Origin of the sequence: [Actinomadura] parvosata subsp. kistnae, from assembly GCF_900323885.1 — a bacterium.
In the GTDB taxonomy this organism is placed as follows: domain Bacteria; phylum Actinomycetota; class Actinomycetes; order Streptosporangiales; family Streptosporangiaceae; genus Nonomuraea; species Nonomuraea composti.
Window position 1 is genome coordinate 530,481 of sequence record NZ_OOHJ01000022.1, and the last position, 25,142, is coordinate 555,622.

General features: G+C 73.1%; 21 protein-coding genes and 1 pseudogene. 17 read left to right on the forward strand and 5 right to left on the reverse strand.

Annotation, left to right across the window (positions count from 1 at the left end; translation table 11 throughout):
* Position 1: 1 nt before the first annotated feature.
* Positions 2 to 1,153 (reverse strand): aminotransferase class I/II-fold pyridoxal phosphate-dependent enzyme, encoded by a 1,152-nt coding sequence (locus tag KIS93_RS45190; RefSeq protein ID WP_080041454.1) that lies wholly within the window; start codon positions 1,151 to 1,153, stop codon positions 2 to 4.
* Between the two features lie 252 nt (positions 1,154 to 1,405).
* Here KIS93_RS45190 and KIS93_RS45195 point away from each other — a divergent pair, with 252 nt between their 5' ends.
* The 5 genes from KIS93_RS45195 (at position 1,406) to KIS93_RS45215 (ending at position 6,732) form a co-directional block, all read left to right on the forward strand.
* Entirely contained in the window at positions 1,406 to 2,581 is a 1,176-nt protein-coding gene (locus KIS93_RS45195) for an acyl-CoA dehydrogenase family protein (protein ID WP_080041455.1), read from the forward strand.
* A gap of 247 nt (positions 2,582 to 2,828) precedes the next feature.
* Positions 2,829 to 5,405: a sensor histidine kinase gene (locus KIS93_RS45200; RefSeq protein ID WP_080041456.1), complete on the forward strand. Its 2,577-nt coding sequence runs from the start codon at positions 2,829 to 2,831 to the stop codon at positions 5,403 to 5,405.
* The gene (locus tag KIS93_RS45205) at positions 5,398 to 5,823 is read left to right on the forward strand and encodes a roadblock/LC7 domain-containing protein (protein ID WP_080041457.1); all 426 of its coding nucleotides are present in this window, start codon (positions 5,398 to 5,400) and stop codon (positions 5,821 to 5,823) included. Before KIS93_RS45200 ends, KIS93_RS45205 begins: the two co-directional genes overlap by 8 nt.
* Positions 5,820 to 6,170: a DUF742 domain-containing protein gene (locus tag KIS93_RS45210; protein WP_230465446.1), complete on the forward strand. Its 351-nt coding sequence runs from the start codon at positions 5,820 to 5,822 to the stop codon at positions 6,168 to 6,170. Before KIS93_RS45205 ends, KIS93_RS45210 begins: the two co-directional genes overlap by 4 nt.
* Positions 6,151 to 6,732 (forward strand): GTP-binding protein, encoded by a 582-nt coding sequence (locus tag KIS93_RS45215; RefSeq protein ID WP_080041459.1) that lies wholly within the window; start codon positions 6,151 to 6,153, stop codon positions 6,730 to 6,732. The genes KIS93_RS45210 and KIS93_RS45215 overlap by 20 nt, the downstream gene beginning before the upstream one ends.
* A gap of 223 nt (positions 6,733 to 6,955) precedes the next feature.
* Here KIS93_RS45215 and KIS93_RS45220 read toward each other — a convergent pair whose 3' ends face one another.
* A complete protein-coding gene (locus tag KIS93_RS45220) occupies positions 6,956 to 7,906 on the reverse strand; it encodes a LysR family transcriptional regulator (RefSeq protein WP_080041460.1) in 951 nt (316 codons plus the stop codon).
* A gap of 72 nt (positions 7,907 to 7,978) precedes the next feature.
* On the opposite strand from KIS93_RS45220, the gene KIS93_RS45225 reads away from it, so the two are divergent.
* Together KIS93_RS45225 and KIS93_RS45230 are read left to right on the forward strand one after the other, a co-directional pair.
* On the forward strand, positions 7,979 to 8,818 hold the full coding sequence (locus KIS93_RS45225) for an SDR family NAD(P)-dependent oxidoreductase (RefSeq protein WP_080041461.1): 840 nt from the start codon (positions 7,979 to 7,981) through the stop codon (positions 8,816 to 8,818).
* 178 nt (positions 8,819 to 8,996) lie between these two features.
* Positions 8,997 to 10,169: a serine hydrolase domain-containing protein gene (locus KIS93_RS45230; protein WP_080041462.1), complete on the forward strand. Its 1,173-nt coding sequence runs from the start codon at positions 8,997 to 8,999 to the stop codon at positions 10,167 to 10,169.
* Positions 10,170 to 10,197: 28 nt separating this feature from the next.
* Here the strand turns inward: KIS93_RS45230 and KIS93_RS45235 are convergent, their stop codons facing one another.
* Both KIS93_RS45235 and KIS93_RS45240 read right to left on the reverse strand, forming a co-directional pair.
* Entirely contained in the window at positions 10,198 to 10,716 is a 519-nt protein-coding gene (locus KIS93_RS45235; RefSeq protein WP_080041463.1) for a proteasome activator, read from the reverse strand.
* A 47-nt stretch (positions 10,717 to 10,763) separates the two neighbouring features.
* Complete coding sequence (locus KIS93_RS45240) at positions 10,764 to 11,606, reverse strand: PaaX family transcriptional regulator (protein ID WP_230465447.1); 843 nt, start codon at positions 11,604 to 11,606, stop codon at positions 10,764 to 10,766.
* Positions 11,607 to 11,696: 90 nt separating this feature from the next.
* Between KIS93_RS45240 and KIS93_RS45245 the strand changes: the two are divergent.
* The 10 genes and pseudogenes from KIS93_RS45245 to KIS93_RS45290 form a co-directional block, all read left to right on the forward strand.
* Positions 11,697 to 12,383, forward strand: a pseudogene (locus KIS93_RS45245) (SDR family NAD(P)-dependent oxidoreductase); the annotation flags it as partial.
* A gap of 223 nt (positions 12,384 to 12,606) precedes the next feature.
* Complete coding sequence (locus tag KIS93_RS45250) at positions 12,607 to 13,515, forward strand: amidohydrolase family protein (RefSeq protein WP_281261999.1); 909 nt, start codon at positions 12,607 to 12,609, stop codon at positions 13,513 to 13,515.
* A complete protein-coding gene (locus tag KIS93_RS45255; RefSeq protein WP_080041466.1) occupies positions 13,512 to 13,970 on the forward strand; it encodes a MaoC family dehydratase in 459 nt (152 codons plus the stop codon). The genes KIS93_RS45250 and KIS93_RS45255 overlap by 4 nt, the downstream gene beginning before the upstream one ends.
* A 93-nt stretch (positions 13,971 to 14,063) precedes the next feature.
* On the forward strand, positions 14,064 to 15,380 hold the full coding sequence (locus tag KIS93_RS45260; RefSeq protein WP_080041467.1) for an MFS transporter: 1,317 nt from the start codon (positions 14,064 to 14,066) through the stop codon (positions 15,378 to 15,380).
* A 28-nt stretch (positions 15,381 to 15,408) separates the two neighbouring features.
* The gene (locus KIS93_RS45265; RefSeq protein ID WP_080041468.1) at positions 15,409 to 16,929 is read left to right on the forward strand and encodes an acyl-CoA synthetase; all 1,521 of its coding nucleotides are present in this window, start codon (positions 15,409 to 15,411) and stop codon (positions 16,927 to 16,929) included.
* Between the two features lie 2 nt (positions 16,930 to 16,931).
* Positions 16,932 to 17,987 (forward strand): LacI family DNA-binding transcriptional regulator, encoded by a 1,056-nt coding sequence (locus KIS93_RS45270; RefSeq protein WP_155128258.1) that lies wholly within the window; start codon positions 16,932 to 16,934, stop codon positions 17,985 to 17,987.
* A gap of 156 nt (positions 17,988 to 18,143) precedes the next feature.
* On the forward strand, positions 18,144 to 20,366 hold the full coding sequence (locus KIS93_RS45275) for a glycoside hydrolase family 36 protein (protein WP_222107877.1): 2,223 nt from the start codon (positions 18,144 to 18,146) through the stop codon (positions 20,364 to 20,366).
* Positions 20,367 to 20,569: 203 nt separating this feature from the next.
* A complete protein-coding gene (locus tag KIS93_RS45280; protein ID WP_222107878.1) occupies positions 20,570 to 21,691 on the forward strand; it encodes an ABC transporter substrate-binding protein in 1,122 nt (373 codons plus the stop codon).
* Between the two features lie 12 nt (positions 21,692 to 21,703).
* Positions 21,704 to 22,630 (forward strand): carbohydrate ABC transporter permease, encoded by a 927-nt coding sequence (locus tag KIS93_RS45285; RefSeq protein WP_222107879.1) that lies wholly within the window; start codon positions 21,704 to 21,706, stop codon positions 22,628 to 22,630.
* Positions 22,627 to 23,502, forward strand: coding sequence for a carbohydrate ABC transporter permease (locus KIS93_RS45290; protein ID WP_222107880.1), 876 nt, complete (start codon positions 22,627 to 22,629; stop codon positions 23,500 to 23,502). The genes KIS93_RS45285 and KIS93_RS45290 overlap by 4 nt, the downstream gene beginning before the upstream one ends.
* 15 nt (positions 23,503 to 23,517) lie before the next feature.
* Here KIS93_RS45290 and KIS93_RS45295 read toward each other — a convergent pair whose 3' ends face one another.
* Positions 23,518 to 25,101: an ABC-F family ATP-binding cassette domain-containing protein gene (locus tag KIS93_RS45295; protein ID WP_080041472.1), complete on the reverse strand. Its 1,584-nt coding sequence runs from the start codon at positions 25,099 to 25,101 to the stop codon at positions 23,518 to 23,520.
* Positions 25,102 to 25,142: the final 41 nt, after the last annotated feature.

Below are 25,142 nucleotides of genomic sequence, written 5' to 3' on the forward strand. Positions count from 1 at the left end.
GTCAGGGGATGAGACCGAGGCGGCGGCCGGCGGTGGCGAAGGCGGTGGCGACCTGGTCGAGCTGCGGGTCGGTGTGCAGGGCGGTGGTGCTGACGCGGATGAGCGCCTGCCCGTCGGGGACGGCGGGCGGCACCATGGCGGTGGTGAAGACGCCTTCGTCGAACAGCTCCCGCCACAGCCGGCAGCACAGCACGAGGTCCCCGACGTGGACGGGGATGATGGTGGTGGGCGAGTCGCCCGTCTCGTACCCCATGCCGGTGAGGTCGGCGCGGAGCCGGGCGGCGGCGGCCAGGGCGCGGTGGCGGCGTTCCGGCTCGTGCTCGATGATGTCGAGGGCGGCCAGCGCGGCGGCGGTGCTCGCCGGGGAGAGCGCCGCCGAGTACACCATGGAGCGGGCCTGGTGGCGCAGGTAGAGGATGATCTGCTCGGGGCCCGCGACGGCGCCGCCGGTCGTACCGAAGCATTTGGAGAAGGCGAGCGTGTGCAGGTCGACCGCCGACCCGAGCCCGTAGTGCTCGGCGGCGCCGCGCCCGCCGGGGCCGATGAGGCCGATGTCGTGGGCGCCGTCCAGGATGAGGCGGACGCCGTGGCGGCGGGCGAGGGCGGCGGTGCCGGGCAGGTCGCAGAGCGTTCCGGTGGTGGAGAACATGCCTTCGGTGAGGATCAGCGCACCTCCGGCGGGGTCGCACTCCCGCAGCAGGTGCTCCAGCCGGTCGAGGTCGTTGTGCCGGTAGCGGCGCAGGCGGGCGCGGGCGAGCCGGACGGCGTCGATGAGGGAGGCGTGGATGAGCTGGTCGGCCAGTACGGTGTCACGCGGCCCCACCAGGGCGCTGAGCACGAGGTTGGCGAGGAAGCCCGTGGGGGTGACCATGGCCGACTCCTGGCCGAGGAACGCGGCGAGCCGGCCTTCCAGCGTCTCGTGCAGGGTGAGCGACCCGTTGGCCATGCGGGAGCCGGAGGTGCCGGTGCCCAGTGAGCGGACGGCCCGGCAGGCGGCGTCCTTCAGGCGGGGGTCGGCGGACAGGCCGAGGTAGTCGTTGGAGCCGACGGAGACGAGCACGCGCCCGTGAACGCGGACGCGCCCGTCGGCCAGCCGCTCCTCGGCGGGGTGGTAGTAGGGGTGACGGGCTGGACGTCGTCGTGGAGCCGGCACCTGTCGAACACGTCGAGCATCGGCACATCACTGCCCTTCTCGGGGATCTGGCCCTGTGCGCCAGTCTGCCGCCGGGCGCGGCCGGGCGCGGCCGGGCGGGGCGGGTGGTGCGATGCGGGCGGGTGCGGTTGCGGGCGAGCGCGGCGCGGGGCGGGCGCGGTGCGGGCGCGCTCGCGGCCGATCATCACGCTTCGTGTCACGGGGGTCACCACGCTTCGTGTCACGGGACGCGCCGTGGGTAGCTGTCCCGCCATGTCTGAGCTGCTGACCGGAGATCTGTACGGGTTCGAGAGCCTGCTGTCCGACGAGGAGCGGGGGACGCTGCTGCGGGTGCGCGAGTTCCTGAAGGAGAAGGTCGTGCCCATCGCGAACGAGTGCTGGGTGCGCGCGGAGTTCCCGCTCGATCTGGTGAAGGAGTACGCGGAGCTGGGCATCGCCGGGCTGGCGTATCCCGAGTGCCCGGGGCCGAAGCCGAGTGGCCTGCTCAGCGGGTTCCTGGCGCTGGAGATGGCGCGGGCCGACCCGTCGATGGCGACGTTCTTCGGGGTGCACACCGGCCTGGCCATGGGCAGCATCGCGGCGTGCGGGTCGGCGGAGCAGCGGGAGCGCTGGCTGCCGGCGATGAGCAGGATGGAGCGGATCGGCGCGTTCGCGCTGACGGAGCCGACCGGCGGTTCGGACGTGTCGGGCGGGATGCGGACGACGGCCAGGCGCGAGGGCGACGCGTGGGTGCTGGACGGCGCGAAGCGGTGGATCGGCAACGGCACGTTCGCGGACCTGGTCGTGGTGTGGGCGAGGGACGTGGCGGACGGGCACGTCAAGGGGTTCGTGGTGGAGAAGGGCACGCCCGGCTTCACCGCGACGAAGATCGAGAACAAGATGGCGCTGCGTACGGTGCAGAACGCGGACATCACGCTGTCGGGCTGCCGCGTCCCGGAGGGCAACCGGTTGCGGGAGGCGGGCTCGTTCCGCGACACGGCGCGGATCCTGCGCAGGACCCGCAGCGGCGTGGCCTGGCAGGCGGTGGGGATCATGCTCGCCGCGTACGAGATCGCGCTGCGCTACGCGAAGGAGCGCGAGCAGTTCGGCCGGCCCATCGCCAAGTTCCAGCTCGTCCAGGATCTCCTGGTCCGGATGCTGGGGAACACGACGGCCTGCCTCGGCATGGTGGTGCGCCTGGCGCAGCTCCAGGACGACGACGTCTTCCGCGACGAGCACTCGGCGCTGGCGAAGGCGTACTGCACGAGCCGGATGCGGGAGGTGGTCGGGTGGGCGCGCGAGCTGCTCGCCGGGAACGGGATCATCCTGGAGTACGACATCGCGCGGTTCGTGGCCGACGCCGAGGCGATTTACTCCTACGAGGGCACCCGGGAAATCAACACGCTGATCGTCGGACGCGCGGTGACCGGAATGGGGGCATTTGTCTAATTAATTGGCTTTTGTCTGACTACATATGGTGAACGCATCACGATCACCGTCACGAACCGTGTGCTGACAAAGAGTCAACATTACTTTCGGGAGCTTTCTTCGCATCCGTACCTTGAAGTCCAACTGCCCCATCGGCATAGTGGACGGACCACAGGCGCACCCAGTCGTGGCGGGCAACCTCGGGGGGCGGTAGCAAGACCACGGCTGCCCGGGCGCGCACACCACGCGCGGAATTGGACATTGACGGATGAGTTCCCCCCCGCCTCTTCGCACCAAGCTGCTCAGGATCCTCCTGCTTCCGCTGGTCTCCATGGTGGCCCTCTGGGGGTTCATCGCGTACTCCAGCGTGGATGAGATCGCCACCGTCTCGCAGATCCAGGACCGGTGGGAGTCCATCGGCGCACCAGTGCTGCAGCTGATCGTCGAGCTGCAGAAGGAGCGGCAGCTCTCGGCGGAGGCGCCGGGCAGCACCGCCGCGTACAAGCCGCTGATCGAGCAGCGGCGGGTCACCGACAACCAGGTCAGGCGCCTGCGGGAGATCATCGCGAGCGTCGACGCCGACGCGGTCAACGAGGCCCCGGCCCAGGTGCAGGCGATGGTGCAGGCCCTCGACGGGCTGCAGTCGCTGCGCGCCTCCGCCGACGGCGGCGTGCTGGCGCCCGCGCTGACGATCATCGAGGCGTACAACAACCTGATCGCCGTCGCCAACCAGCAGTTCATCGACCGCGACGCGATGAGCGACGCCACCGCCTACCAGACGGTACGCGGCATGACCGCCTACAGCACCTCGGCCGAGTACCTGTGGCGCGAGCACGCCGTGCTCACCACCACGCTCGTGCACCGCAACATGACCCCGACCGACCGCGCCGCGTTCGTCGCCGCCATGACCGCCCGCCGGCTCGTCCTGGCCAACGCCGAGCGCGACGCCAGCCCCGAGCTGCGCGCCGCCTACGACCGGCTCGTGGCGAGCACCGCCTACAAGCGGGTCGTGGCGGTCGAGGACGAGCTGTTCTCCTACGACACCGGCGGGCCGCCCCCCGTGTCCGCCTCCACGTGGCGCGGCGACGCCGAGAGCGTGCTCGCCCAGATCAACCGCGACACCCAGGCCGAGCTGGTCCGCACGGCGGCCTCCGGCGAGGCGCAGAAGACGGCCGCGTACTGGCGGATCGGGGTCGTGCTGCTGCTCGGCCTGGCCCTGGTGATCCTGTCCGTGTGGCTGTCCTACCGGTTCGGCCAGTCGCTCATCGCCGAGCTGCGGCGGCTGCAGGGCTCGGCCGTCGAGCTGGCCGAGCAGCGGCTGCCCCGCCTCGTCGAGCGGCTGCGCCGCGGCGACGACGTCGACCCGGCCACCGAGGCCCCCGGCCTCGACCGGGCCGAGACCGCCGAGGTCGACCGCGTCGTGCACGCCTTCTCCGCCGTACGCCGCACCGCCGTCGAGGCCGCCGTCGGCCAGGCCGCATTGCGCAAGGGCGTCGGCCAGGTCTTCCTCAACCTCGCCCGGCGCAACCAGGCGCTGCTGCACCGCCAGCTCGCGCTGCTCGACACCATGGAGCGGCGCGCCGACGAGCCCGAGGTCCTGGAGGACCTGTTCAAGCTCGACCACCTCACCACCCGCATGCGCCGGCACGCGGAGAACCTCATCATCCTGTCCGGCTCCTCCCCCGCGCGCCGCTGGCGCGACCCGGTGCCGCTGTTCGACGTCGTACGGGCGGCGGTGCTGGAGGTCGAGGACTACACCCGCGTGACGGTCGCCCCCATGCCGCACGCCCCGCTGCTCGTCGGCGCCGCCGTCACCGACGTGATCCACCTGGTCGCCGAGCTGGTGGAGAACGCCACCGTGTTCTCCCCGCCCAACACGACCGTGCAGGTGCGCGGCGTCACCGCGGCCAACGGGATGGCGCTGGAGGTCGAGGACCGCGGGCTCGGACTCAACGACGCCACCCTGCGCGAGCTGAACGACCGGCTGGCCGACGTGCCCGAGTTCGACCTGGCCGACAGTGACCGGCTCGGGCTGTTCGTGGTGGCGCGGCTCGCGGCCCGGCACGGGATCAAGATCATGCTGCGGCGGTCGCCGTACGACGGGACCACCGCGATCGTGCTGCTGCCCGCCAGCCTGCTCGCCGACGCCGAGCCGCTTGCCCTCACGGCGGGGCCGTCGGCCGAGCCCGCGGGTGGGCACGAGGGCGTCAACGGGCGGGCCACCCGGCCCGTGCGCGGCACCTGGTTCGAGCCCGACCCCGCACAGAACAGGACGGACTCCTCGCCGATGCCGGACTTCATGCCGGACTTCACGGCGGGGTCCATGCCCGACTTCGTCCCGGACTTCATGTCGGAGCCCGCGCCGGACCCCAGGCAGGAGCCGACGCCGGACCAGGCGGGCCCGACGGCCTCGCCGGCTTCCGGGGCCTTCCCCGCTTCTCCGGCCTCCTCGCCGGCTTCCGGGGCCTTCCCCGCTTCCTCGGCCTTCCCCGCCTCGGCGGCGGAAAGTGGCCGGGAGGGCGAGCCGGCGCACAACGCTTTCGGGAACGGGGCCCCGCCCCGCCCCGCCACGACCTCCGGGCCGCCCGCCGGCTGGAGCGTCACCGTGCCGCCCCAGGAGGCGGACGAGGATCTCGACGGGCTGCCGATGCGGATCCCGCAGGCCAGCCTCGCCCCCCAGCTGCGCGTGGACGCGCGGCCGGAGCGGCGAGGAGCCGCCGGACGCTCGCCCGAAGAGCTCGCACAGCTCATGTCGTCCATGCAACGCGGCTGGCAGGAAGGGCGCCAGCAGGCGAAGCAGGAGCCCGACATGTGGAATCGAAAGGACGATCGACCCGATGCCTGACCCCAGAAGTGAACTGAGCTGGCTGCTCGACGACCTCATCCAGCGCGTACCCGGCATCCGGCACGCCATCGTGCTGTCCGCCGACGGGCTGTCGATGGGCAGCTCCCGCGGCCTGACCCGGGAGGACGCCGAGCACCTGTCCGCCATCTCCGCCGGCAGCCACAGCCTCGCCATGGGGGCCGGCCGGCACTTCGGGCTCGGCGGCGTACGGCAGACGATCATCGAGATGGAGGAGGGCTTCCTGTTCGTCACCGCCGCCGGGCAGGGGGCCCGGCTGGCCGTGCTGGCCACGGCCGACGCCGAGCTGGGCATGGTGACGTACGAGATGGCGCTGATGGTCAAGCGGGTCGGTGAGCACCTGTCCGCGCATCCGAGGGGAGCGGCACCGGCACCCGCCTGGAACGGCGCGAGACCGTGACAGGGGAGGATCCCGGGCCCCTGATCCGGCTGTACGGGCTGACCGGGGGCCGGGCGCGTCCGCAGGGCGAGTCGTTCGACCTGGTGGCCATCGTGGTCACGGTCGGCGACCTGCCCCAGCCCTCGGACTTGCTCCCCGAGCATCGCGCCGTGCTCTCGCTGTGCCGCAGGCCGACCCCGGTGGCCGACGTCGCGGCACACCTCAGGCTGCCGATCAACATCACCCGCGTGATCCTCGGCGATCTGCGGCGGGACGGCCTGATCAGCATCGAGCGCCCGCGCCCCGTCGCGCAGACGATCGACGAACGCATCTACAGGGAAGTGCTGGATGGGCTACGCAGTCTCTGAGCCGGGTACGACCCGGGCCCCGTCGGCCCTGGCCATCAAGATCCTCATCGCGGGCGGTTTCGGGGTCGGCAAGACGACCATGGTCGGCACGATCAGCGAGATCCGCCCCCTGCACACCGAGGAGCTGCTGAGCGACCGCGGCATCGGCGTGGACGACACCTCCGGCGTCGAGTCCAAGACCACCACCACCGTGGCGCTCGACTTCGGCCGCATCACGATCCGCGACGGGTTGTGGCTGTACCTGTTCGGCACGCCCGGGCAGGACCGGTTCTGGTTCATGTGGGACGAGCTGGCGCTGGGCGCGCTCGGCGCCGTCGTGCTCGCCGACACCCGCCGCCTCCAGGACTGCTTCCCGGCGGTGGACTACTTCGAGCAGCGCGGGATCCCGTTCGTGGTGGGGGTGAACTGCTTCGACGGGGCCCGCCGGTACGAGCCGGGCAAGGTGCGGCGGGCGCTCGGCCTGGCCGAGCACATCCCGATCGTGATGTGCGACGTGCGCCGCCGCGCCTCGGTCAGGGACGTGCTCACCACGCTCGTCACGTACGCGGTCAAGGGGGCGTGACACCCACGGCCGAGGGTCCAGGGGGCGCGAGAGCCGCGCCCTCGGAGTCAAGAAGGGGGCGTGAGAGCCGCGCCCTCGGGATCAGGGGGACGTGAGGCCCGCGTCTTCGCGGCCAGGGGGCGCGAGACCGGCGCCCTCGGGATCAGGGGGACGTGAACACGGTCAGGGGGCGTGAGACCCGCGCCCTCGCGGTCAGGGGGACATGAGACCCGCGCCATCGGAATCAGGGGGACGTGAGAGTCGCGCCCGTGGCCAGGACCGCCTGGCGGAGCGCTCGTGCGACGCAGGCGGCGGCCTCGGGCATCGGGCCCGGCCTCCTGGCCAGGAGGAGGCGCCGCTGCTCCTGGGGGCCGCCGCGGACCGGCAGGACGCGCACGCCCGGCGGGACGGCGGCCTCCAGCATGGCGGGCACGGTCGTCAGGCCGCAGCCGGCGGCGACGAGGCAGAGCTTGGCCAGCCAGTCGCGGGCGGAGTGCGCGATCTCGGGCCGCTCGTCGAGGCCGGGCCAGGCGCCCATCCCCGTGCTGTCGCCGGCGCCGCCGCCGGCCCAGCGCCCCGGCCCGGCGATCCACCGCTGCCCGTGCAGGTCGGCGACGTCGACGTAGTCGCCGCGGGCGAGCGGATGGCCGGCCGGAACGGCCACGCGCAGGCCGCGCTCGGTGAGCGTCTCGACCTCCAGCGCCGGCGTCTCGGTGTCGGGCGGCCGGAACGGCGGCGCGGAGCTGATCAGCGCGAGATCCAGCGTGCCCGCCCGCAACGCCCGGACCAGCACCGGTGTGAGCCCTTCGCGGGTGTTGACGGTGATGGCGGGATGCTCGGCACGCAGCGCGGCCAGCGCCCGGGGCACGACGTGGGCGCCCGCGCTGGCGAACCAGCCGAGCCGCACCGTGCCGGGCTCGCCGGGCAGCCCGGCCAGCTCGCGCGCGCCCGCGTCCACCTGGTCCACGACGGCGGCGGCGCGGCGCAGCACGATCCGCCCGGCCGGGGTGAGCCGGACGCCGTCGTGCCTGCGCTCCAGGAGGGCGGCGCCCGCGGCGCGTTCGAGTGCGGCGATCTGGCGGGAGACGGCCGACTGCGTGTAGCCGAGCGCGGTGGCCGCGGCGGTGAGCGTGCCGCGCTCCGCGACCTCGCGGAAGACCCGGAGCGCGGTGAGCGAGGCGTCGGAGAGGGCCATGACACTTACGCATACCACAGATGAGCATCTCTCGTTGGACGCATGCCCTCGGCCGGTCCTAGCGTCGTTTCCATGACGAACCGACCCCGCATCGCCCTCGTGACCGGCGCCACCCAAGGGCTGGGCCTCGCCCTGGTGGAGGGCCTGGCCAGCCGTTTGAGCCCGGCCGACACCGTTTACCTGACCGGCCGCGACGCCGGCCGCGTCGCCCGGGCCGTCGCGGGCCTGCCCGCGACGAGCGCCCAGGTCCGCGGCGAGCTTCTCGACGTCGCCGACCCCGACGCCGCCACCCGCTTGGCCCGCCTCGTCGAGGAACGGCACGGCGGCGTGGACATCGTCTTCGGCAACGCCGTGATGCGCATCGGGCCGGACGACGACCCGCGTGCTCTGATGGACGCGTACACGCAGGTCAACAACTTCGGCACGACCCGGTTGATGCGCGCGTTCACGCCGCTGCTGCGTGACGGCGGGCGTTTCCTCGTGGTGGCCAGCTCGCTCGGCACGCTCAGCCACCTGGCGCCCGTGCTGCACGACCGCTTCGACGGCCTCTCCTCGCTGGACGAGGTGGACAAGCAGGTGGCCGCCTGGCGCGACGCCGTCTTGGACGGCAGCGCCGCCGCGAGCGCCTGGCCCGGCTTCATCAACATCCCGTCCAAGATCGCGCAGGTGGCCGCCGTCCGCGCCCTCGCCTCCCAGCGCCGCGACGACGACCTGCGGCGCGGCATCCTGCTCGCCGCGGTCTGCCCCGGCATGATCAACACGCCGACTTCGGCCCTCTGGTGGGACGTCTCGACCGCCGCCTCCCCCGCCGAAGCCGCCGTCCCCCTCCTCGACCTGGCCCTCGACCCGGTCGATCCCGGCCACTACGGGCAGCTCGTCCGGTTCGGCCGGGCCCTCCCCTGGAAGCCGTGACCACACCGCTCACTCACGCCACCATCACGCCGTCCGCGCAGATCAGCGCCCCGTGCGGGCGGTTTCGGGCCGGGCCGGCCGGGTAGTCGGGAGGCACCACATCGGCGGCCCCGAGCCACCAACCCCTCCTCGACCCCCCACGTTTCTGGACAGCCCTGAGGGCCGGGAGGAGGGGGCGTTGAGCGAGATCCACGGGTGGTGCGAGCCCAGGTTCGACGCGGTGCGGGAGGCGTTCCAACGCAACTTCGACGAAGGGCGGGAGCTGGGCGCGTCGGTGACCGTCTACCAGCGGGGGCGGGCCGTCGTCGACCTGTGGGGCGGCCGGGCGGGCGCGGGCACCGCCTGGGAGCGGGACACGATCACGCTCCTCGCCTCGGCCACCAAGGGGCTGGTGGCCGCCGCCGCGATGCTGCTGGTCGATCGCGGGCTGCTCGACCTGGACACGCCGATCGCGGCGTACTGGCCGGAGTTCGCGGCGGGCGGCAAGGCGGACATCCCGCTGCGGTGGGTGCTCGGCCACCGGTCGGGCGTCGTCACCGTCGACCCGCCGCTGACCCTGCTGGACCTCGAAGGGGGCACGGCGGTGAGCGAGGCGCTGGCCGCCGCCGTGCCGGCGTGGCAGCCGGGGCGGGCGCACGGGTACCACTGCCTGACCATGGGGTGGCTGGTCGGCGAGGTCGTGCAGCGGGTCACGGGGATGTCGGTGCAGCGCTTCTTCGCCAAGGAGATCGCCGGCCCGCTGGGGCTCGACCTGCACATCGGCCTGCCCGACGCCCGCGAACGGCGGCTGGCGGACCTCGTACCGCCCACCGCGGAGCAGCTTCTCCAGGGCCGCGCCAACCCCGAGCTGGCCGACCTCAACCAGGCCATCTGCGACCCCGCGTCCCTCTTCCACCGCTCGACGTTCGGCAGCATCGCCCTGGCCGGCAACCCGCTCGCCGCCGCCAGCCTGCCGCAGGCGGGCATCCCGTCCTGTGGCGGGGCCGGCAACGCGGCGGGGCTCGCCCGCATGTACGCCGCGCTCGTCGGCGACGTCGACGGCATCCGCCTCCTGCGCCCGGAGACCGCCGACCGCGCCCGCACCGTCGAGGCCAGCGGGATGGACCTGGTCCTGCGCTGCCGCACGTCGTACGGGCGGGGGTTCATGCTGCCGGGCGGGCCGATGTGGCCGGGGGAATGCTCGCCCACCGCGTTCGGGCACCCGGGGGTCACCGGGGTGTTCGCCTATGCCGATCCCGATCACGAGCTGGGGTTCGCCTACGTGCCCAACCGGATGACCGAGCTCATCACCGGCGGGGACGACCGCGTCCGGCGGCTCGTCGAGGCCACCCACCGCTGCGCCTGCACCTGATTCGGCGGGCGCGTCCCTTGAGGCTGCGTCAGAGGTAAGGGCCGGTACCCGGGCCCGGAGCGGGCGGGCGGGGCAGGCTCGGCGGGGCGGCCTGCTGGAGCGTGAGGCCGACGCGGATGCCCTGGAAGACGCCTTCCAGCCAGCCCACGAGCTGGCTCTGCGCGATCCGGATCTCCGACTGGGTGAGGGTTTCCGAGGTGGAGGGCAGGAGGCGGTGCAGCTCGTCGCGGAGCTCGGGGGCGACCGAGTCGCCGATCTCCTCGACGACGCGCGTGTGGATGTGCTGCAGCGCGTCACGGGCGTGCTCGTCCAGGGTCAGGCCGCGGGCCTCGTCGAGGAGGGAGCGGGCCATGGTGCTGACGCGCAGCAGCCGGGCGGGCTCCTTGACGCGGCCGATCTCGGTTTCGAGCGCCGATTCGGCGGGCGGGCCGCCGTCACCACCGACGCCACCGTCCGGAGAGGACGGGGGCGAAGGTGGCCGGGGCCCGACGGTGGGGCGCGGGGTCGGCGGCAGGTCCGGCTGGTGCGGGTCCGGAGATGGTGTCATGACCGCCTCCTGCCCCCGTTCGCGCTGCTCACGCCCCCTCCAGGCGATCAAGGGCCGAGCGGGAGCTCGTCGAGGAGCTTGGCGGCCAGGTCGCGGGCGGGGCGGTCGTAGGCGTCGGCGAGGGTGCGGGTGACCTGTTCGGCGCGGATGGCGGGCCAGTCGGGCGGCAGGTGCTCGGCGGGCAGGTGCGGGTCCTGGCGGACGAGCTGCAGCCAGTCGGTGTGCAGGAGGAGCTGGCGGGCCAGGTCGTCGGGGAGGGTGGGCTGCGGGTCGGGGGTGTCCCAGCGGTCGAGGAAGGCGTGGTAGCGGGCGGCGATCTGCTCGGTGTCGAACGCCTTGCGGACGAGGTCGGCGGTCTCGGTGGGCGCGGCGGCGCGGGCGGTGAGCACGGTGACGTGGTCGCGCAGCCCGAGCCCGGCGACGATGGCGCGCACGTCCTTGACGCCGGGCGCGATCCACATGCCGCTCTGCAGCGGCCCGAACCCGGCCCAGACGAGCTGGGAGCGCAGGTCGTGGCGGGTGGCGCGGCGGTCGTCGGGCAGGGAGAAGCCGACCATGGTCCAGGCGCCGTCCCAGTCGCGGTTGACGGCGCCGGTCTCCCACATGCGGTGCCGCCCGTCCTCCAGGACGGAGGTGGCGTGCGGGGTGAGCGCGAAGTACGTCTTGCGCCCGGAGCGGTGGCGGGCCAGCAGCCCGCGTTTGGCCATGCGGGTGAGCGTGGAACGCACGGCCTCCTCGGTCACGCCGAGGCGGGCGAACACGTCGATGATGCTGCCGGAGTACACGGCGACGTCGCGGCCGAGCACGTGGACGCCGAGGAAGCTGAACATCAGCGACTGGGGTCGCGTGGCCGGGGCGTGGGGCGGGTCGTCCCCGTCGCGGAAAGTCACAAGCCGAGGGTAGACGGATTCGAGATATTGGGCAAAACTTTGACGCGGGTCGCAAGTTTGCCCAACGTTTCGCGACACGAGGTGACGTGTATGGATTTGTCAGGAAAAGTGGCTGTGGTGACCGGTGCCGGGCGCGGGCTCGGCCGGGCCTACGCCGAGGCGCTGGCCGCGGCGGGGGCGGCGGTCGTCGTCAACGACGTGACCGCCGAGGCCGCCGAGAGCGTGGCCGGGACCATCCGCGAGGCGGGCGGCCGGGCGGTGGCGGCTCCGGGGGCGGTCGGCGGGTCGGAGGTCGCCGACCGGCTGGTGGCCACCGCGGTCGAGGAGTTCGGGCGGCTGGACGTCCTGGTCACCAACGCCGGCGTGCTGCGTGACCGGGTGCTCTGGAAGATGTCCGACGACGACTTCGACACGGTCATCGACGTCCACCTGCGCGGCACGTTCACCTGCGCCAGGGCCGCGGCCACCCGGATGCGCGAGCAGGGCGAGGGCGGGCGGCTGATCCTCATCTCCTCCCCCGCCGGCCAGCGCGGCAACTTCGGCCAGACGAACTACGCCGCCGCCAAGGCCGGGATCGTGGCGATGGCCCGCACGTGGGCGATGGAGCTGGCCAGGGCCGGCGTCACGGTCAACGCGGTGGTGCCGGTGGCCGCCACCGAGATGACCAAGACCATTCCCGCCTTCGCCCCGTACCTGGAGGAGGCCGAGCGCACCGGCGCGCCGCTGCCCGCCTGGCTGCGCAGGGACGAGGGCATGGGCACCGTCGAGGACGTGGCCGGGCTGATCGTCTACCTCGCCTCCGACGCGTCCGCGGAGGTGACCGGCCAGGCCATCGGGATCGGCGGCGACCGGCTCGCCCTCTGGTCGCACCCGCACGAGAAGGCCGTCACCTACGCCGACGGCGGCTGGAGCGCCGACGCGATCGCCGAGGCGTGCAAGAGCTTCGAGCCGGAGACGTACGGGATCCCCGCCCCGAAGGTCCCCGCCGAGAAGGCCCGTGATGAATGCCGTGATGAATGCCGCGATGAACGCCGTGATGAACGTCGAGGAGCTCACCGCGATCGACGTGCACACCCACGCCGAGATCTCCAAGGACGGCCACACCTCGCTCAGCCCCGAGCTGTTCGGCGCGTCGGCGGAGTACTTCGGCTCGCACGAGCGCCCCACCATCGAGCAGATGGCCGCGTACTACCGCGAGCGCCGGATGGCGGCGGTGGTGTTCACCGTGGACGCCGAGCACGCCACCGGCCATCCGCGCATCGCCAACGAGGAGATCGCCGAGAGCTGCGCGGCGCACGCCGACGTGCTGATCCCGTTCGGCAGCATCGACCCGCACAAGGGCCGCGCCGGCGTCAGGGAGGCGCGCCGCCTGGTCGAGGAGTACGGGGTGCGCGGGTTCAAGTTCCACCCCAGCATCCAGGGCTTCGACCCGAACGACCGGCTCGCCTACCCGCTGTACGAGGCGATCGAGGAGCTGGGCGCGATCGCGCTGTTCCACACGGGGCAGACCGGCATCGGCGCGGGCGTGCCCGGCGGGGCCGGGGTGCGGCTGCGGCACTCCAACCCGATGCTGGTGGACGACGTGGCCGTGGACTTCCCGCACATGAAGATCATCCTGGCGCACCCGTCGTTCCCCTGGCAGGACGAGGCCCTGGCGGTCGCCACCCACAAGCCGTCCGTGTACATCGACCTGTCGGGCTGGTCGCCGAAGTACTTCCCGCCCCAGCTCGTCCGCTACGCCAACACCCTGCTCAAGGACAAGGTGCTGTTCGGCTCCGACTACCCCGTGATCACCCCCGACCGCTGGCTCAAGGACTTCGCCGCCCTCGACATCAAGCCCGAGGTACGCCCCAAGATCCTCAAGGACAACGCCGCCCGCCTGCTCGGACTCAAGGAGAGCGCCGCATGACCACCACCGCGAACGGCCTGGCCGAGATCAAGGCCCTGGCCGGCCAGGACCTCGGCCACACCGGCTGGCTGGAGATCGGCCAGGACCGGGTCGACACCTTCGCCGACGCCACGAACGACCACCAGTGGATCCACACCGACCCGGTCAGGGCCGCGCAGGGGCCGTTCGGCGGCACGATCGCGCACGGCTACCTCACGCTCGCCCTGGTCATCCCGCTCTTCAACGAGCTGCTGGAGATCCAGGGCGTGCGGATGAGCATCAACTACGGCCTGGACAAGGTGCGCTTCCCCGCCCCCGTCAAGGTCGGCGCCAAGATCCGCCTGGCCGGCCGGGTCGCCGAGGTCGAGGACGTGCCGGGCGACGGCGTCCAGATGCACATGGACTTCACCATCGAGATCGACGGCGAGCCCAAGCCGGCCTGCGTCGCCCGCGCCATCTACCGCCACTACGCCTGACCCCCGCCGCCCGGCACCCCACCGCCCGACCCCCACCGTCCGGTTCCCGCAGCGCCTGACTCCCTTCCACACCCCCCACGAACGGGATCACGCATGTCCAACCCCACCCAGCTCCGCCGCGCCGTGGCCTCCAGCTTCCTCGGCAGCGTCATCGAGTACTACGACTTCCTCCTGTACGCCACCGCCTCCGCCCTCGTGTTCGGCAAGGTCTTCTTCTCCGACCTCGACCCGCTGGCCGCCACCGTCGCCAGCCTCGGCACGTTCGCCACCGGCTACCTGGCCAGGCCGCTCGGCGGCGTCATCTTCGGCCACTTCGGCGACCGGCTCGGCCGCAAGCGGATGCTGGTCCTCACCATGACGCTCATGGGCGTGGCCAGCACCCTGATCGGCGTGCTCCCGACGTACGACCAGCTCGGCACGCTCGCGCCGGTCGCGCTGGTGCTGCTGCGCGTGGTGCAGGGCATCGCGGTCGGCGGCGAGTGGGGCGGCGCGGTGCTCATGTCCGCCGAGCACGCCCGCGGGCGCCGCGGCCTGTGGGCCAGCTTCACCAACGCCGGAGCGCCGTTCGGCATGCTGCTGTCCACGGCCGCCCTCAACGGCAGCGCCGCGCTCATGGACGAGCAGGCGTTCCTGAGCTGGGGATGGCGCATCCCGTTCCTGCTGAGCATCGTGCTGCTGGCGATCGGCCTGTTCGTGCGGGCCAGGGTCGAGGAGACGCCCGTGTTCGCCTCGGCCGCGTCGTCGGACCCCGCGCCGCGCTCGGCGCCGCTGCTGGACGTGCTGCGCCACCACCCCAAGGCGCTGCTGCTCGGCATCGGGGTCGGGCTGTCGCCGTTCGTGCTGCAGGGCACGCTGACCACGTTCCTCGTCTCGTACGGGGTGCAGGCCGGCTTCGCCCGCCAGCAGGTGCTCAACGGGCTCACGCTGTCGTCGGGCCTCGCGGTGCTCGGCATCGTCGGCTGGTCCGCGCTGTCGGACCGGGTGGGCCGCCGCCCGATCGTGCTGGCCGGCGCGGTGGCCGCCGCCGCCTACGCGTTCGCGATCTTCCCGCTGGCCGGCTCCGGCAGCGTCGGGCTGCTCACGCTCGCGCTGGTGCTCGGCCAGTCGATCATCCACCCCATGACGTACGGGCCGCTCGCCGCCCTGTACGCCGAGCTGTTCGCCACCCGCAGCCGCTACACCGGCGCCTCGCTCGGCTACCAGATCGCCGGGCTCGGGGCGGGGCTGGCGCCGCTGCTGTTCGCCCAGATCCAGGCGTCGACCGGGGGCGGCGGCACGGGGCTGATCTCCGCCGTCATCGCCGGGTTCTGCCTGCTGACGGTGGTGTGCACGGCGGCGCTGCGGGAGACGAGCCGCACCGACCTCGACTCCGCGGCTGCAACCGCACCCGAAGCCCGCAGCCGGAACTGACCGGAGCGTTTCTCGCTAGGAGCACTTCATGCGCAACGCCGGACTGGGCGGCTGGCCCGCCCGCCGTGCCCTCATGACCCCGGACCGGACGGCGTTCGTCTTCGGCGGGCGCGCCCTCACCTACGCCGACGTGCACGAGCGCGTCACCCGGCTGGCCGCGCGGCTGCGGCGGGCCGGGGTGGCGGCCGGGGACCGGGTCGCCTACCTGGGGCCGAACCACGTCGCCTTCGCCGAGACGCTGTTCGCCGCGCACGTGCTCGGTGCCGTGTTCGTCCCGCTCAACTTCCGCCTGGCCGCGCCCGAGATCGCGTACATGCTGGCCGACTCGGGCGCGACCACGCTGGTCTACGCCCCGGAGTGCGCCCCCGCCGTCCGGGCGCTCCAGGAGGCTCCCGCCACGGTGGTGGCGCTGGCCGATCCGGGGCCGGGCGAGCACGCGTACGAGGACTGGCTCTCGCCGGGCGAGCCCGCGGAGCCGTTCGACGTGCCGGTGACCCTCGACGACCCGGCCCTGATCCTCTACACCTCGGGCACCACCGGCCGCCCGAAGGGCGCCGTCCTCACCCACGGCAACCTGGTGTGGAACTGCTACAACATGCTCGTCGGCGTGGACCTGCGCAGCGACGAGGTGACCCTGGTCAGCGCCCCGCTCTTCCACGTGGCCGCGCTGAACCAGACGCTGCTGCCGACGTTCCTCAAGGGCGGCCGCTCCGTGATCATGCCCTCCTGGGACGTGGACCGCTGCTACGACCTCATCGCCGAGCACCGCGTCACCTGGATGTTCGGCGTCACCACGATGTTCGCGGCGCTGGCCCGCTCGCCCCGCTGGGCGCGGGCCGACCTGTCGTCCGTGCGCACCCTGATGGCGGGGGGCGCGCCCGTGCCGCCGGCGCTCATCCGCACCTACCAGGAGCGCGGGCTGGTCTTCTGCCAGGGGTACGGCCTCACCGAGACCTCACCCGGCGCCACGTTCCTGGAGCCGAGCCAGAGCGCCCGCAAGGCCGGGTCGGCGGGCGTGCCCGTCTTCTTCGCCGACGTCCGCGTGGTGCGCCCCGACCTGACCGACACCGCGCCGGGCGAGCCGGGCGAAGTGCTCATCAAGGGCCCGAACGTCACCCCCGGCTACTGGAACAACCCCTCCGCCACCCGGAGCGCCTTCGCCGACGGCGGCTGGTTCCGCTCCGGCGACATCGCCACCCGCGACGCCGACGGGCACCTCTACATCGTGGACCGCGCCAAGGACATGTTCATCTCCGGCGGCGAGAACGTCTACCCGGCCGAGGTGGAGAGCGTGCTGGCCGAGCACCCGGGCGTGGCGGAGGCGGCCGTGGTCGGCGTCCCCGACAGCACGTGGGGCGAGGTCGGGCACGCCTTCGTCATCCCCCGCGACGGGGCGGACGTGACCGGCGAGTCGCTGCGCGCGTTCCTGCTCGAACGGCTGGCCAAGTACAAGATCCCCCGCTACTTCGACCTCGTCGCGGAGCTGCCGCGCACCGCCTCCGGCAAGGTCCGCAAACCCGACCTGCGAGGCGCCCGCCCTACGATGTGATCGTGACTCCGACTCCTCGACGCGCGCCCCGCACCGCCGCCGCGCCCAGCATCCGGGATGTCGCCGCCGCCGCGGGAGTCTCGTACCAGACCGTCTCGCGCGTGCTGAACGAGTCCCCGCGCGTGCGCCCCGAGACCCGCACGGCGGTGCTGGCGGCGATCGAGAGCCTCGGCTTCCGTCCCAGCCGCACCGCGCGCGCCCTCAGCCTGGGCCGCGCCCGCGGCATCACCGTGGTCACCTCCAACACCGTCCTGTACGGCTACGCCGCCACGCTCCAGGGCCTGGAGGAGGCGGCCAGGGCCGAGGGGATGGCCATGGGCATCAGGGTCGTCGAGTCGGCCGAGCCCGCCGAGGTGAAGCAGACGGTCGACTACGTCGGAGACGCCAGTGCCGGCGGGGTGGTGGTGATCGCGTTCGACCCGCTCGGCATCGCGGTGCTGGAGGCGCTGCCCGAGCACGTGCCGGCCGTGGCCGCCGCCGAGCCGGCCGCCCCCGACCGGGGCCGTGTGGCCATCGCGCTCGACGAGCGCCGCGCCGCCGCCGACGCCACCCAGCACCTCCTCGACCTCGGGCACCGCACCGTCCACCACGTCGCCATCCCGTCCGAGGGCGGGCGCGAGGGCGCCGTGCCCGGCGGGCGGCTCGCCGGGTGGCGCGACGCGCTGCGGGCGGCCGGGGCGCCCATCCCCGAGCTGATCGGGTGCGGGTGGGACATCCGCTCGGCCTACGCGGCCGGGCAGCGGCTGGCCTCCTCCCCCGACGTCACCGCCATCCTGTGCGGCAACGACGACATCGCGCAGGGGGTGCGCAGGGCGCTGTACGACGCGGGCAAGGACGTGCCCGGCGACGTCAGCATCGTCGGGTTCGACGACATCCCGGGGTCGGCGTACTGGACGCCCGCGCTGACCACCGTCCGCATGGACTTCGCCGGGCTCGGCCGGGCCTGCTTCCACGCGGCGGTGGCCGAGCTGACCGGCGGCCCCCAGCCCGAGCCCGCCCTCACCCCACCGGCCCTGGTGCTCCGCGAGTCCACCGCCCCGCCGCCCCATCACCCCTGATCCCGGCGATCGCGCTCACGTCGTCTTCGTGCGGGCCCGTCATGCGCGGGCCGGTGTCGCGGGGGCGGGAAACCGGCGTGTAACGATCCCGCAAAGAGGGGTTCCCTCGTTGGCGTGTGACCGCTCACACTGAGGCGCATGCATGTGACCGGTCACATGGCTGTTGAGGAAAGCGAGATCGTGATGCCTGCTGACGTCGTCGAGACCGTGCGCTGGGGGCACACCGGCCTCACCGCCGTCGTGGAGATCCACCCGGACGGCCCCGTGTCGCTGCGCGACCTGTCGACCGGCGCACTGGCCGCAGAGCCGCCCGCAGTCCCGTCCGAAGCCCAGTCCGCAGCGCCGTCCGAAGGGCTGTCCGCAGTGACGTCCGTGGCGCCGGCCGCAGTGCCGTCCAGCTTGTCGGCGCGCGTGGCCCAGCCGCTGGTGGAGGTGCTCGTGCCGGGCGAGGGGCGGGCCAGGGCCTCGCAGCGGCTGTCCGAGACGGCGGTGGGCTGCCGGTTGCGGTACGCGGGGTCCGCGCGGTCGATCGCGGACGGCTGGCACGAGTTGCGGATCCGGCTGCGGGACGAGACCTCCGGCCTCGACGCCGAGCTGGTCATGCGCTCCCCCGACGGCGTGCCCGCCGTGCAGACAAGGGTCCGGGTGACGAACACCGGCGAGCACCCGGTGCCGCTGCTGGCGGTCACCTCGTTCGCCGCGATCTTCCCCGCGAGCCGGGCCGGCGGCCTCGACCTGCTGTACGCCGACAGCGAGTGGCTGGGCGAGAGCCGCTGGGCCAGGCGGCCGTTCGGCGAGCACGTTCCCGACCTCGGGCTGCCCGGTCACGGCCAGCACGGCAAGGGCGCGTTCGCCCTGACCAGCCAGGGCACGTGGTCGAGCGGCCGGCACGTGCCCATGGGCGGCCTGACCGACCGGGAGAGCGGCCGCACGTGGTTGTGGCAGATCGAGCACAACGGCCCGTGGCGGTGGGAGACCGGCGAGCGGCTGGACGGCGCATACGTCGCCCTGTCCGGCCCGACCGACCTCGACCACCAGTGGAGCGAGCTGCTCGCCCCCGGCGAGTCGTTCACCACGGTCCCGGTCGCGGTGACGGTCAGCGGGGACGGGCTGGAGGGCGCGGTGGCGGCGCTGACGGCGTACCGGCGGGCGCTGGTGCGTCCGCATCCCGACCGGGCCACGCTGCCCGTCGTCTTCAACGACTACATGAACACGCTCATGGGCGACCCCACCACGGACAAGCTCCTCCCCCTCATCGACGCCGCCGCCAGGGCGGGCGCGCAGGTGTTCTGCGTGGACGCCGGCTGGTACGACGACGGCGGCGACTGGTGGGACAGCGTCGGCGAGTGGCAGCCGTCCCAGACGCGCTTCCCGGATGGCTTGGAGGAGGTCCTGGCCCGGATCGCGGGCCACGGCATGACGCCCGGCCTGTGGCTGGAGCCGGAGGTGATCGGCGTGCGCAGCCCGATGGCGGACAAGCTGCCGGCGGAGGCGTTCCTGCGGCGCGGCGGCGTCCGGGTGGCCGAGCACGGCCGCTACCACCTGGACCTGCGCCACCCGGCGGCGGTCGCGCACCTGGACCAGGTGGTGGACCGGCTGGTGGAGGAGCTGGGCGTCGGCTACTTCAAGCTCGACTACAACATCAACCCGGGCGCGGGCACCGACGTGGCCGCCGCCAGCGTCGGCGCGGGCCTGCTGGCGCACAACCGGGCCCATCTCGCCTGGCTGGAGCGCGTCCTGGACCGCCACCCCCACCTGGTGCTGGAGAACTGCGGCTCGGGCGCGATGCGCATGGACTACGCGATGCTGGCGCGCCTGCAGCTGCAGTCCACGAGCGACCAGCAGGACTTCCTGCGCTACCCGCCGATCGCGGTCGCCGCGCCGCTGTCGGTGCTACCCGAGCAGGCCGCGAACTGGGCCTACCCGCAGCCGGGGATGAGCGGGGAGGAGATCGTGTTCACGATGTGCACGGGCATCCTGGGCCGGCTCTACCTGTCGGGCGACCTGCCCCGGATGGCGCCGCAGCAGCTCGCCCTGGTCGAGGAGGGCGTGCGGGTCCACAAGGGCCTGCGGGGCGACCTGCTGCGCGGCGTCCCGTGCTGGCCGCTGGGCCTGCCCGGCTGGGACGACCCGTGGCTCGCCCTCGGCCTGCGCGCCGGGGACACCACCCACCTGGCGGTCTGGCGCCGGCCGGGAGCCGCGCCGGCCGCCGTGCTGCGCCTGCCCCACCTCGCCGGACGCGACCTCACCGTGGAGATCGCCTATCCCGCCGCGGCGGGCGGCTGGACCTGGGCGTGGGATGCGCGGGCCGCCGAGCTGACCGTCACCGCCTCCACTTCCGCACCCACCGCCCGCATCCTCCGTGTCCGTCCCCTCTGAGCTGAAAGAAGCCGAACCGTGAAGCTCGCACAGCGTGTCGCCGCCGCGTCGGCCCTCGTCCTGGCCGTCGCGGCCTGCAGCGATCCCGCCGCCGGCCCCGCCGCGGCACCCGCCACCGGGTCCGCCCCGCCGCCTGGCCCTCCCCGACCGCCCGCCTGGACGGGGTCACGCTCACCATCTGGGCCGCCCAGAACAGCAACACCGTGCCGAAGGCCGTGACCGACGCCTTCACCCGGACGACCGGGGCCAAGGTCGAGGTCGTCACCATCCCGGACCCGTACGAGCAGGGCGTGCAGACGAAGGTCGCCACCGGCGACAAGCCCGACCTGGCCTTCTGGCAGCCGACGGCGTCCATGCTGACCGCGCTCAACGCCCGCGCGAACCTGCAGCCGCTGGACGGCGCGCCGTGGCTGGACCAGCTCTCGCCCGAGCTGCGCGACATGACGGGCCTGCTCGACAAGACCCGCTACGCGGCGCTCATCACGAGCCCGGCCGTCGAGGGCGTCTACTACAACAAGCAGCACGTCAAGGAGCCGCCGAAGAACTTCGGCGAGCTGGTCGAGCTGGCGCGCTCGCTCAAGGCCAAGGGCGTGACGCCGTTCTTCGAGATGGCCGGCGACAAGTGGGCCACCCAGTGGTGGGTGCAGGTGCAGCTCGCCGACGCGGCGAAGAACGGCCTGTGGGAGCGGGTCAACACGGGCAAGGAGACGTTCGAGGACAGGACGATCCTGGACGCGATCAAGAAGTACAAGGCGCTGATCGACGAGGGCCTGTTCAACACCGACATCAGGACCGCGACGTTCGAGGACCAGGGCGAGGCGCTGCTGTCGGGCAAGGCGGCCATGGCGATGCAGGTGAACTCGTTCTTCGGCCAGCTCCAGGCCAAGGCCGACATGGCGGAGCTGGACGAGAAGATCGGCTTCTTCCCGATCTCGCCGTCGGGCAACGTGGGCACGTTCATCCCCGACCAGTCGAACGCGCTGGTGGCCTTCCGCACCGGTGACGCCAAGCGGGAGGCGGCGGCGCGGCAGCTCCTGGCGTACTGGATGGGGCCGGGGTACGCCGGGTTCGTGGCCGACCGCAAGACGGTGTCGCTGCGTACGGACGTGCCGACCCCGGACGGCGTGCCGCGGGCGCTGAAAGACGTGCACGCCTCTCTCGGGCAGGCGGTCGGGTCGATGCAGGCGCTCGCCGTCGCCAACCCCGACCTGTACCTGAACCTGGCGGACATGATCACCGGCAGCCTGACGCCGGAGCAGGTGGCGGCGGCCACGCAGAAGCAGTTCGCCCAGCTCGCCAAGGCCGCCGGCGCGACCGGCTTCTGAGGGAGTCCACCCGTGCAGCAGACGCTGACCCGCCCGGTGAAGGCCGTCAGGCGGGCGCCCGCCCCGCACGTCGCGCGCGGCCGGACGCACCCGATGTGGTTCCTCCTGCCGGCGTTCGCGATCCTGTTCGTCTTCTTCTTCCTGCCGACCCTGTTCAACTTCGTCTACGCCTTCACCGACTGGTCCAGCTTCAAGAGCGAGATCCGCTTCGCCGGCGTCGACAACTTCGCCTACCTGCTGTCGGACGGCACGCTGTTCAGCGCGCTGCGGGTCACGGTGATCTACGCGACGCTGGTGGCGCTGTTCCAGAACCTGTTCGGCTTCGGCCTGGCGGTGCTGCTGGAGCGGGACACGTGGCTCAACCGGGCCGCCCGCCTGGCCTTCCTGGTGCCGGTGCTGATGTCGGCGCTGGCCGTCGGGTACGTCTTCCAGGCCCTGCTCAAGCCGGACGGCAGCCTCAACGACCTGCTCTCGGCGCTGACCGGGCAGCGGGTGGACGTCGCCTGGCTGGGCAGCACGACGTGGACGCTGGTGCTGGCCGCGGTGATCCACGCCTGGAAGTGGATGGGCCTGTCGATGCTCATCTACCTGGCGGGCCTCAAGACGATTCCGGAGGACGTGACGGAGGCGGCCCGCATCGACGGCGCCACGCCGTGGCAGGCGTTCTGGTCGGTCCGCTTCCCGCTGCTGGCCCCGGCCGTCACGTTCAACGTGGCCACGGCGCTGCTGGGCTCGATGAACGGGTTCGACATCGTGCAGGCGCTCACCGGCGGCGGCCCGGCCCGCAGCACCGAGATCCTGAACATCTTCATCTACCGCACCTTCGGTCAGGGCCTGTTCGCGCAGGCCACGGCCATGAGCCTGGTGTTGTTCCTGATGGTCGCGCTGCTGGCCTTCCCGGTCATCCGCGTGCTGCGCAGGAGGGAGGAGATCCTGTGACGGTCCCCGTCTTCGGCTCCGCCGCCCGCCGCCGGGCCCCGTCGCCGGTGGCGCGCGGGTGGGCGGCCCGGCTGCGGCCGTTCGCGGTCGTGGCGCTCGTCGTCCCCGTCATGGGGGTGCCGTTGTGGCTGGTCGTCGTCACGGCCGGCAAGTCGCAGGGCGAGGCCCTGTCGCCGGACCTGTCGCTGCCCTCCCGCTGGCACCTGTGGGAGAACCTGGCGCAGGTGTGGCAGCAGGGCGAGGTACCGATGGCGTTCCTCGGCAGCCTGCTGGTGGTGGCGCCGTCGGTGGTGCTGGTGCTCACGTTCGGCTCGATGGCCTCGTGGATCCTGGCCCGCCGCGCCTCCCGACCGAACGCGGTGCTGTACGCGCTGGCGATCAGCGGCATCGTGCTGCCGCCCGCCGTGGTCACGATCGTGCTCCTGCTGCGCCAGCTCGGCCTGGCGGGCAGCCCGGTCGGCATGATCGGGGTGTACGTCGGCATCTACCTGTCCACGGTGATCTTCTTCGTGACGGGCTTCGTGCGTACGGTGCCGGTGTCGCTGGAGGAGGCCGCACGGATGGACGGCGCCGGGCCCGTGCGGGTGTTCTTCTCCGTGATCCTGCCGCTGCTGCGCCCGGTGCTGGCCACCGCGACCATCCTCATCTGCCTGTACGTGTGGAACGACGTCTTCTACGCGTTCTTCGTCGTCGGCGGGCGGCTGGACACGTTGCCGCTGAACCTGTTCCAGGTGGCCAACGCCGGGCTCTACCTCAACAACTGGCACCTGATCTTCGCCTACGTCATCCTGATGAGCCTGCCGCTGCTGATCGTCTTCGCGATCGCGCAGCGCAGGATCATCTCCGGCATCACCGGCGGCGCCGTGAAGTAGGCGCCAGGTGTGCGGCTAGGCCAGGGTGACCAGGTCGGCGTAGCCGTCGTGCCACAGGTCCTCGGCCCCGTCGGGCAGCAGCAGCACCCGCTCGGGCCGCAGGGCCGCCACGGCGTCCTGGTCGTGCGTGACCATGACCATCGCCCCCTCGTACGCCTCCACGGCCGCCAGCACCTCGGCCTTGGAGGCAGGGTCGAGGTTGTTGGTCGGCTCGTCGAGCAGCAGCACGTTGGCCCGGGAGCTGACCAGCCCGGCCAGCGCCAGCCGGGTCTTCTCCCCGCCCGACAGCACCCCGACCGGTTTGTCCACGTCGTCGCCGCCGAACAGGAACGAGCCGAGCACCGCCCTGGCCTCGCCGTCGGTGAGCTGCGGGGCCGCCGCGGCGAGGTGGCCTCCGACGGTGGTGGCCGGGTCGAGCGTGTCGTGCTCCTGGGCGAAGTAGCCGAGGCGCAGCCCGTGCCCGTGCACGACCCGGCCGGAGTCGGGCCGCTCGTGCCCGGCCAGCAGGCGCAGCAGGGTCGTCTTGCCGGCGCCGTTGAGGCCGAGGACGACGAGCCGGCTGCCCCGGTCGATCGCGAGGTCCACGCCGGTCAGCACGGGCAGGCCGCCGTACGACTTGGTCAGGCTGATCGCGCCGAGCGGCATGCGCCCGCTGGGGGCGGGCTCGGGCAGCCGGATGCGCGCCACCTTGTCGGTGCGGCGGGCGGGGCGGGTCTCGGCGAGCATGCGGTCGGCGCGGCGCGCCATGTCGCGGGCCCGGACGGCGGTGCTGGACCTGGAGCGCATGCGGTCGGCCTGGGCGTGCAGCGCGGCGGCCTTGCGCTCGGCGGCGGCGCGCAGCCGCGCCCGGCGCCGGTCGTCGGCGGCGCGGTCGGCGAGGTAGGTGTGCCAGCCGGTGTTGTGCACCTCCAGCCGGCCGTCCTCCACGTGCCAGACGCGGTTGACCACGTCGGCCAGCAGCTCCGTGTCGTGGCTGATCAGCACGAGCCCGCCGGCGTGGCCGAGCAGGAACGAGCGCAGCCACGCGACGGAGTCGCCGTCGAGGTGGTTGGTCGGCTCGTCGAGCAGCAGCACGCCCGGCTCGGCGAACAGCACCCTGGCCAGTTCGACGCGCCGCCGCTGCCCGCCCGACAGGGTGCCGAGCGGCCGGTCGAGTGCCCGGTCGGGCAGGCCGAGCCCGGCGGCGACGCGGGCGGCCTGCGCCTCGGCCGCGTACCCGCCGCGGGCCTGGAACTCGGCCTCGGCCCTGGCGTAGCGGCTCATGGCGCGCTCGTCGCCGGTCTCGGCGAGCGCGCTCTCGGCGGCCCGCAGGTCGCGCAGCGCCCGGTCGAGGTCGCGCGCGGACAGGATGCGGTCGAGGACGGCGACGGCGGGGTCGGCGGCGGCCGGATCCTGCGGCAGGTAGCCGACGGGGCCGGTGCGGACGATGTCGCCGGCGGCGGGCTGGAGCCGCCCGGCGAGGGTCTTCATGAGCGTCGTCTTGCCGGCGCCGTTGCGGCCGACCAGGCCGACGCGGTCGCCGGGGCCGACGTGGGCGGCGGCGCCGGACAGCAGGAGCTGGGCGCCGGCACGCAGCTCGACACCACGGAAGGTGAGCATGGAAATACACTCCGGAGCTTAGAAAGGACACACGGGTGACG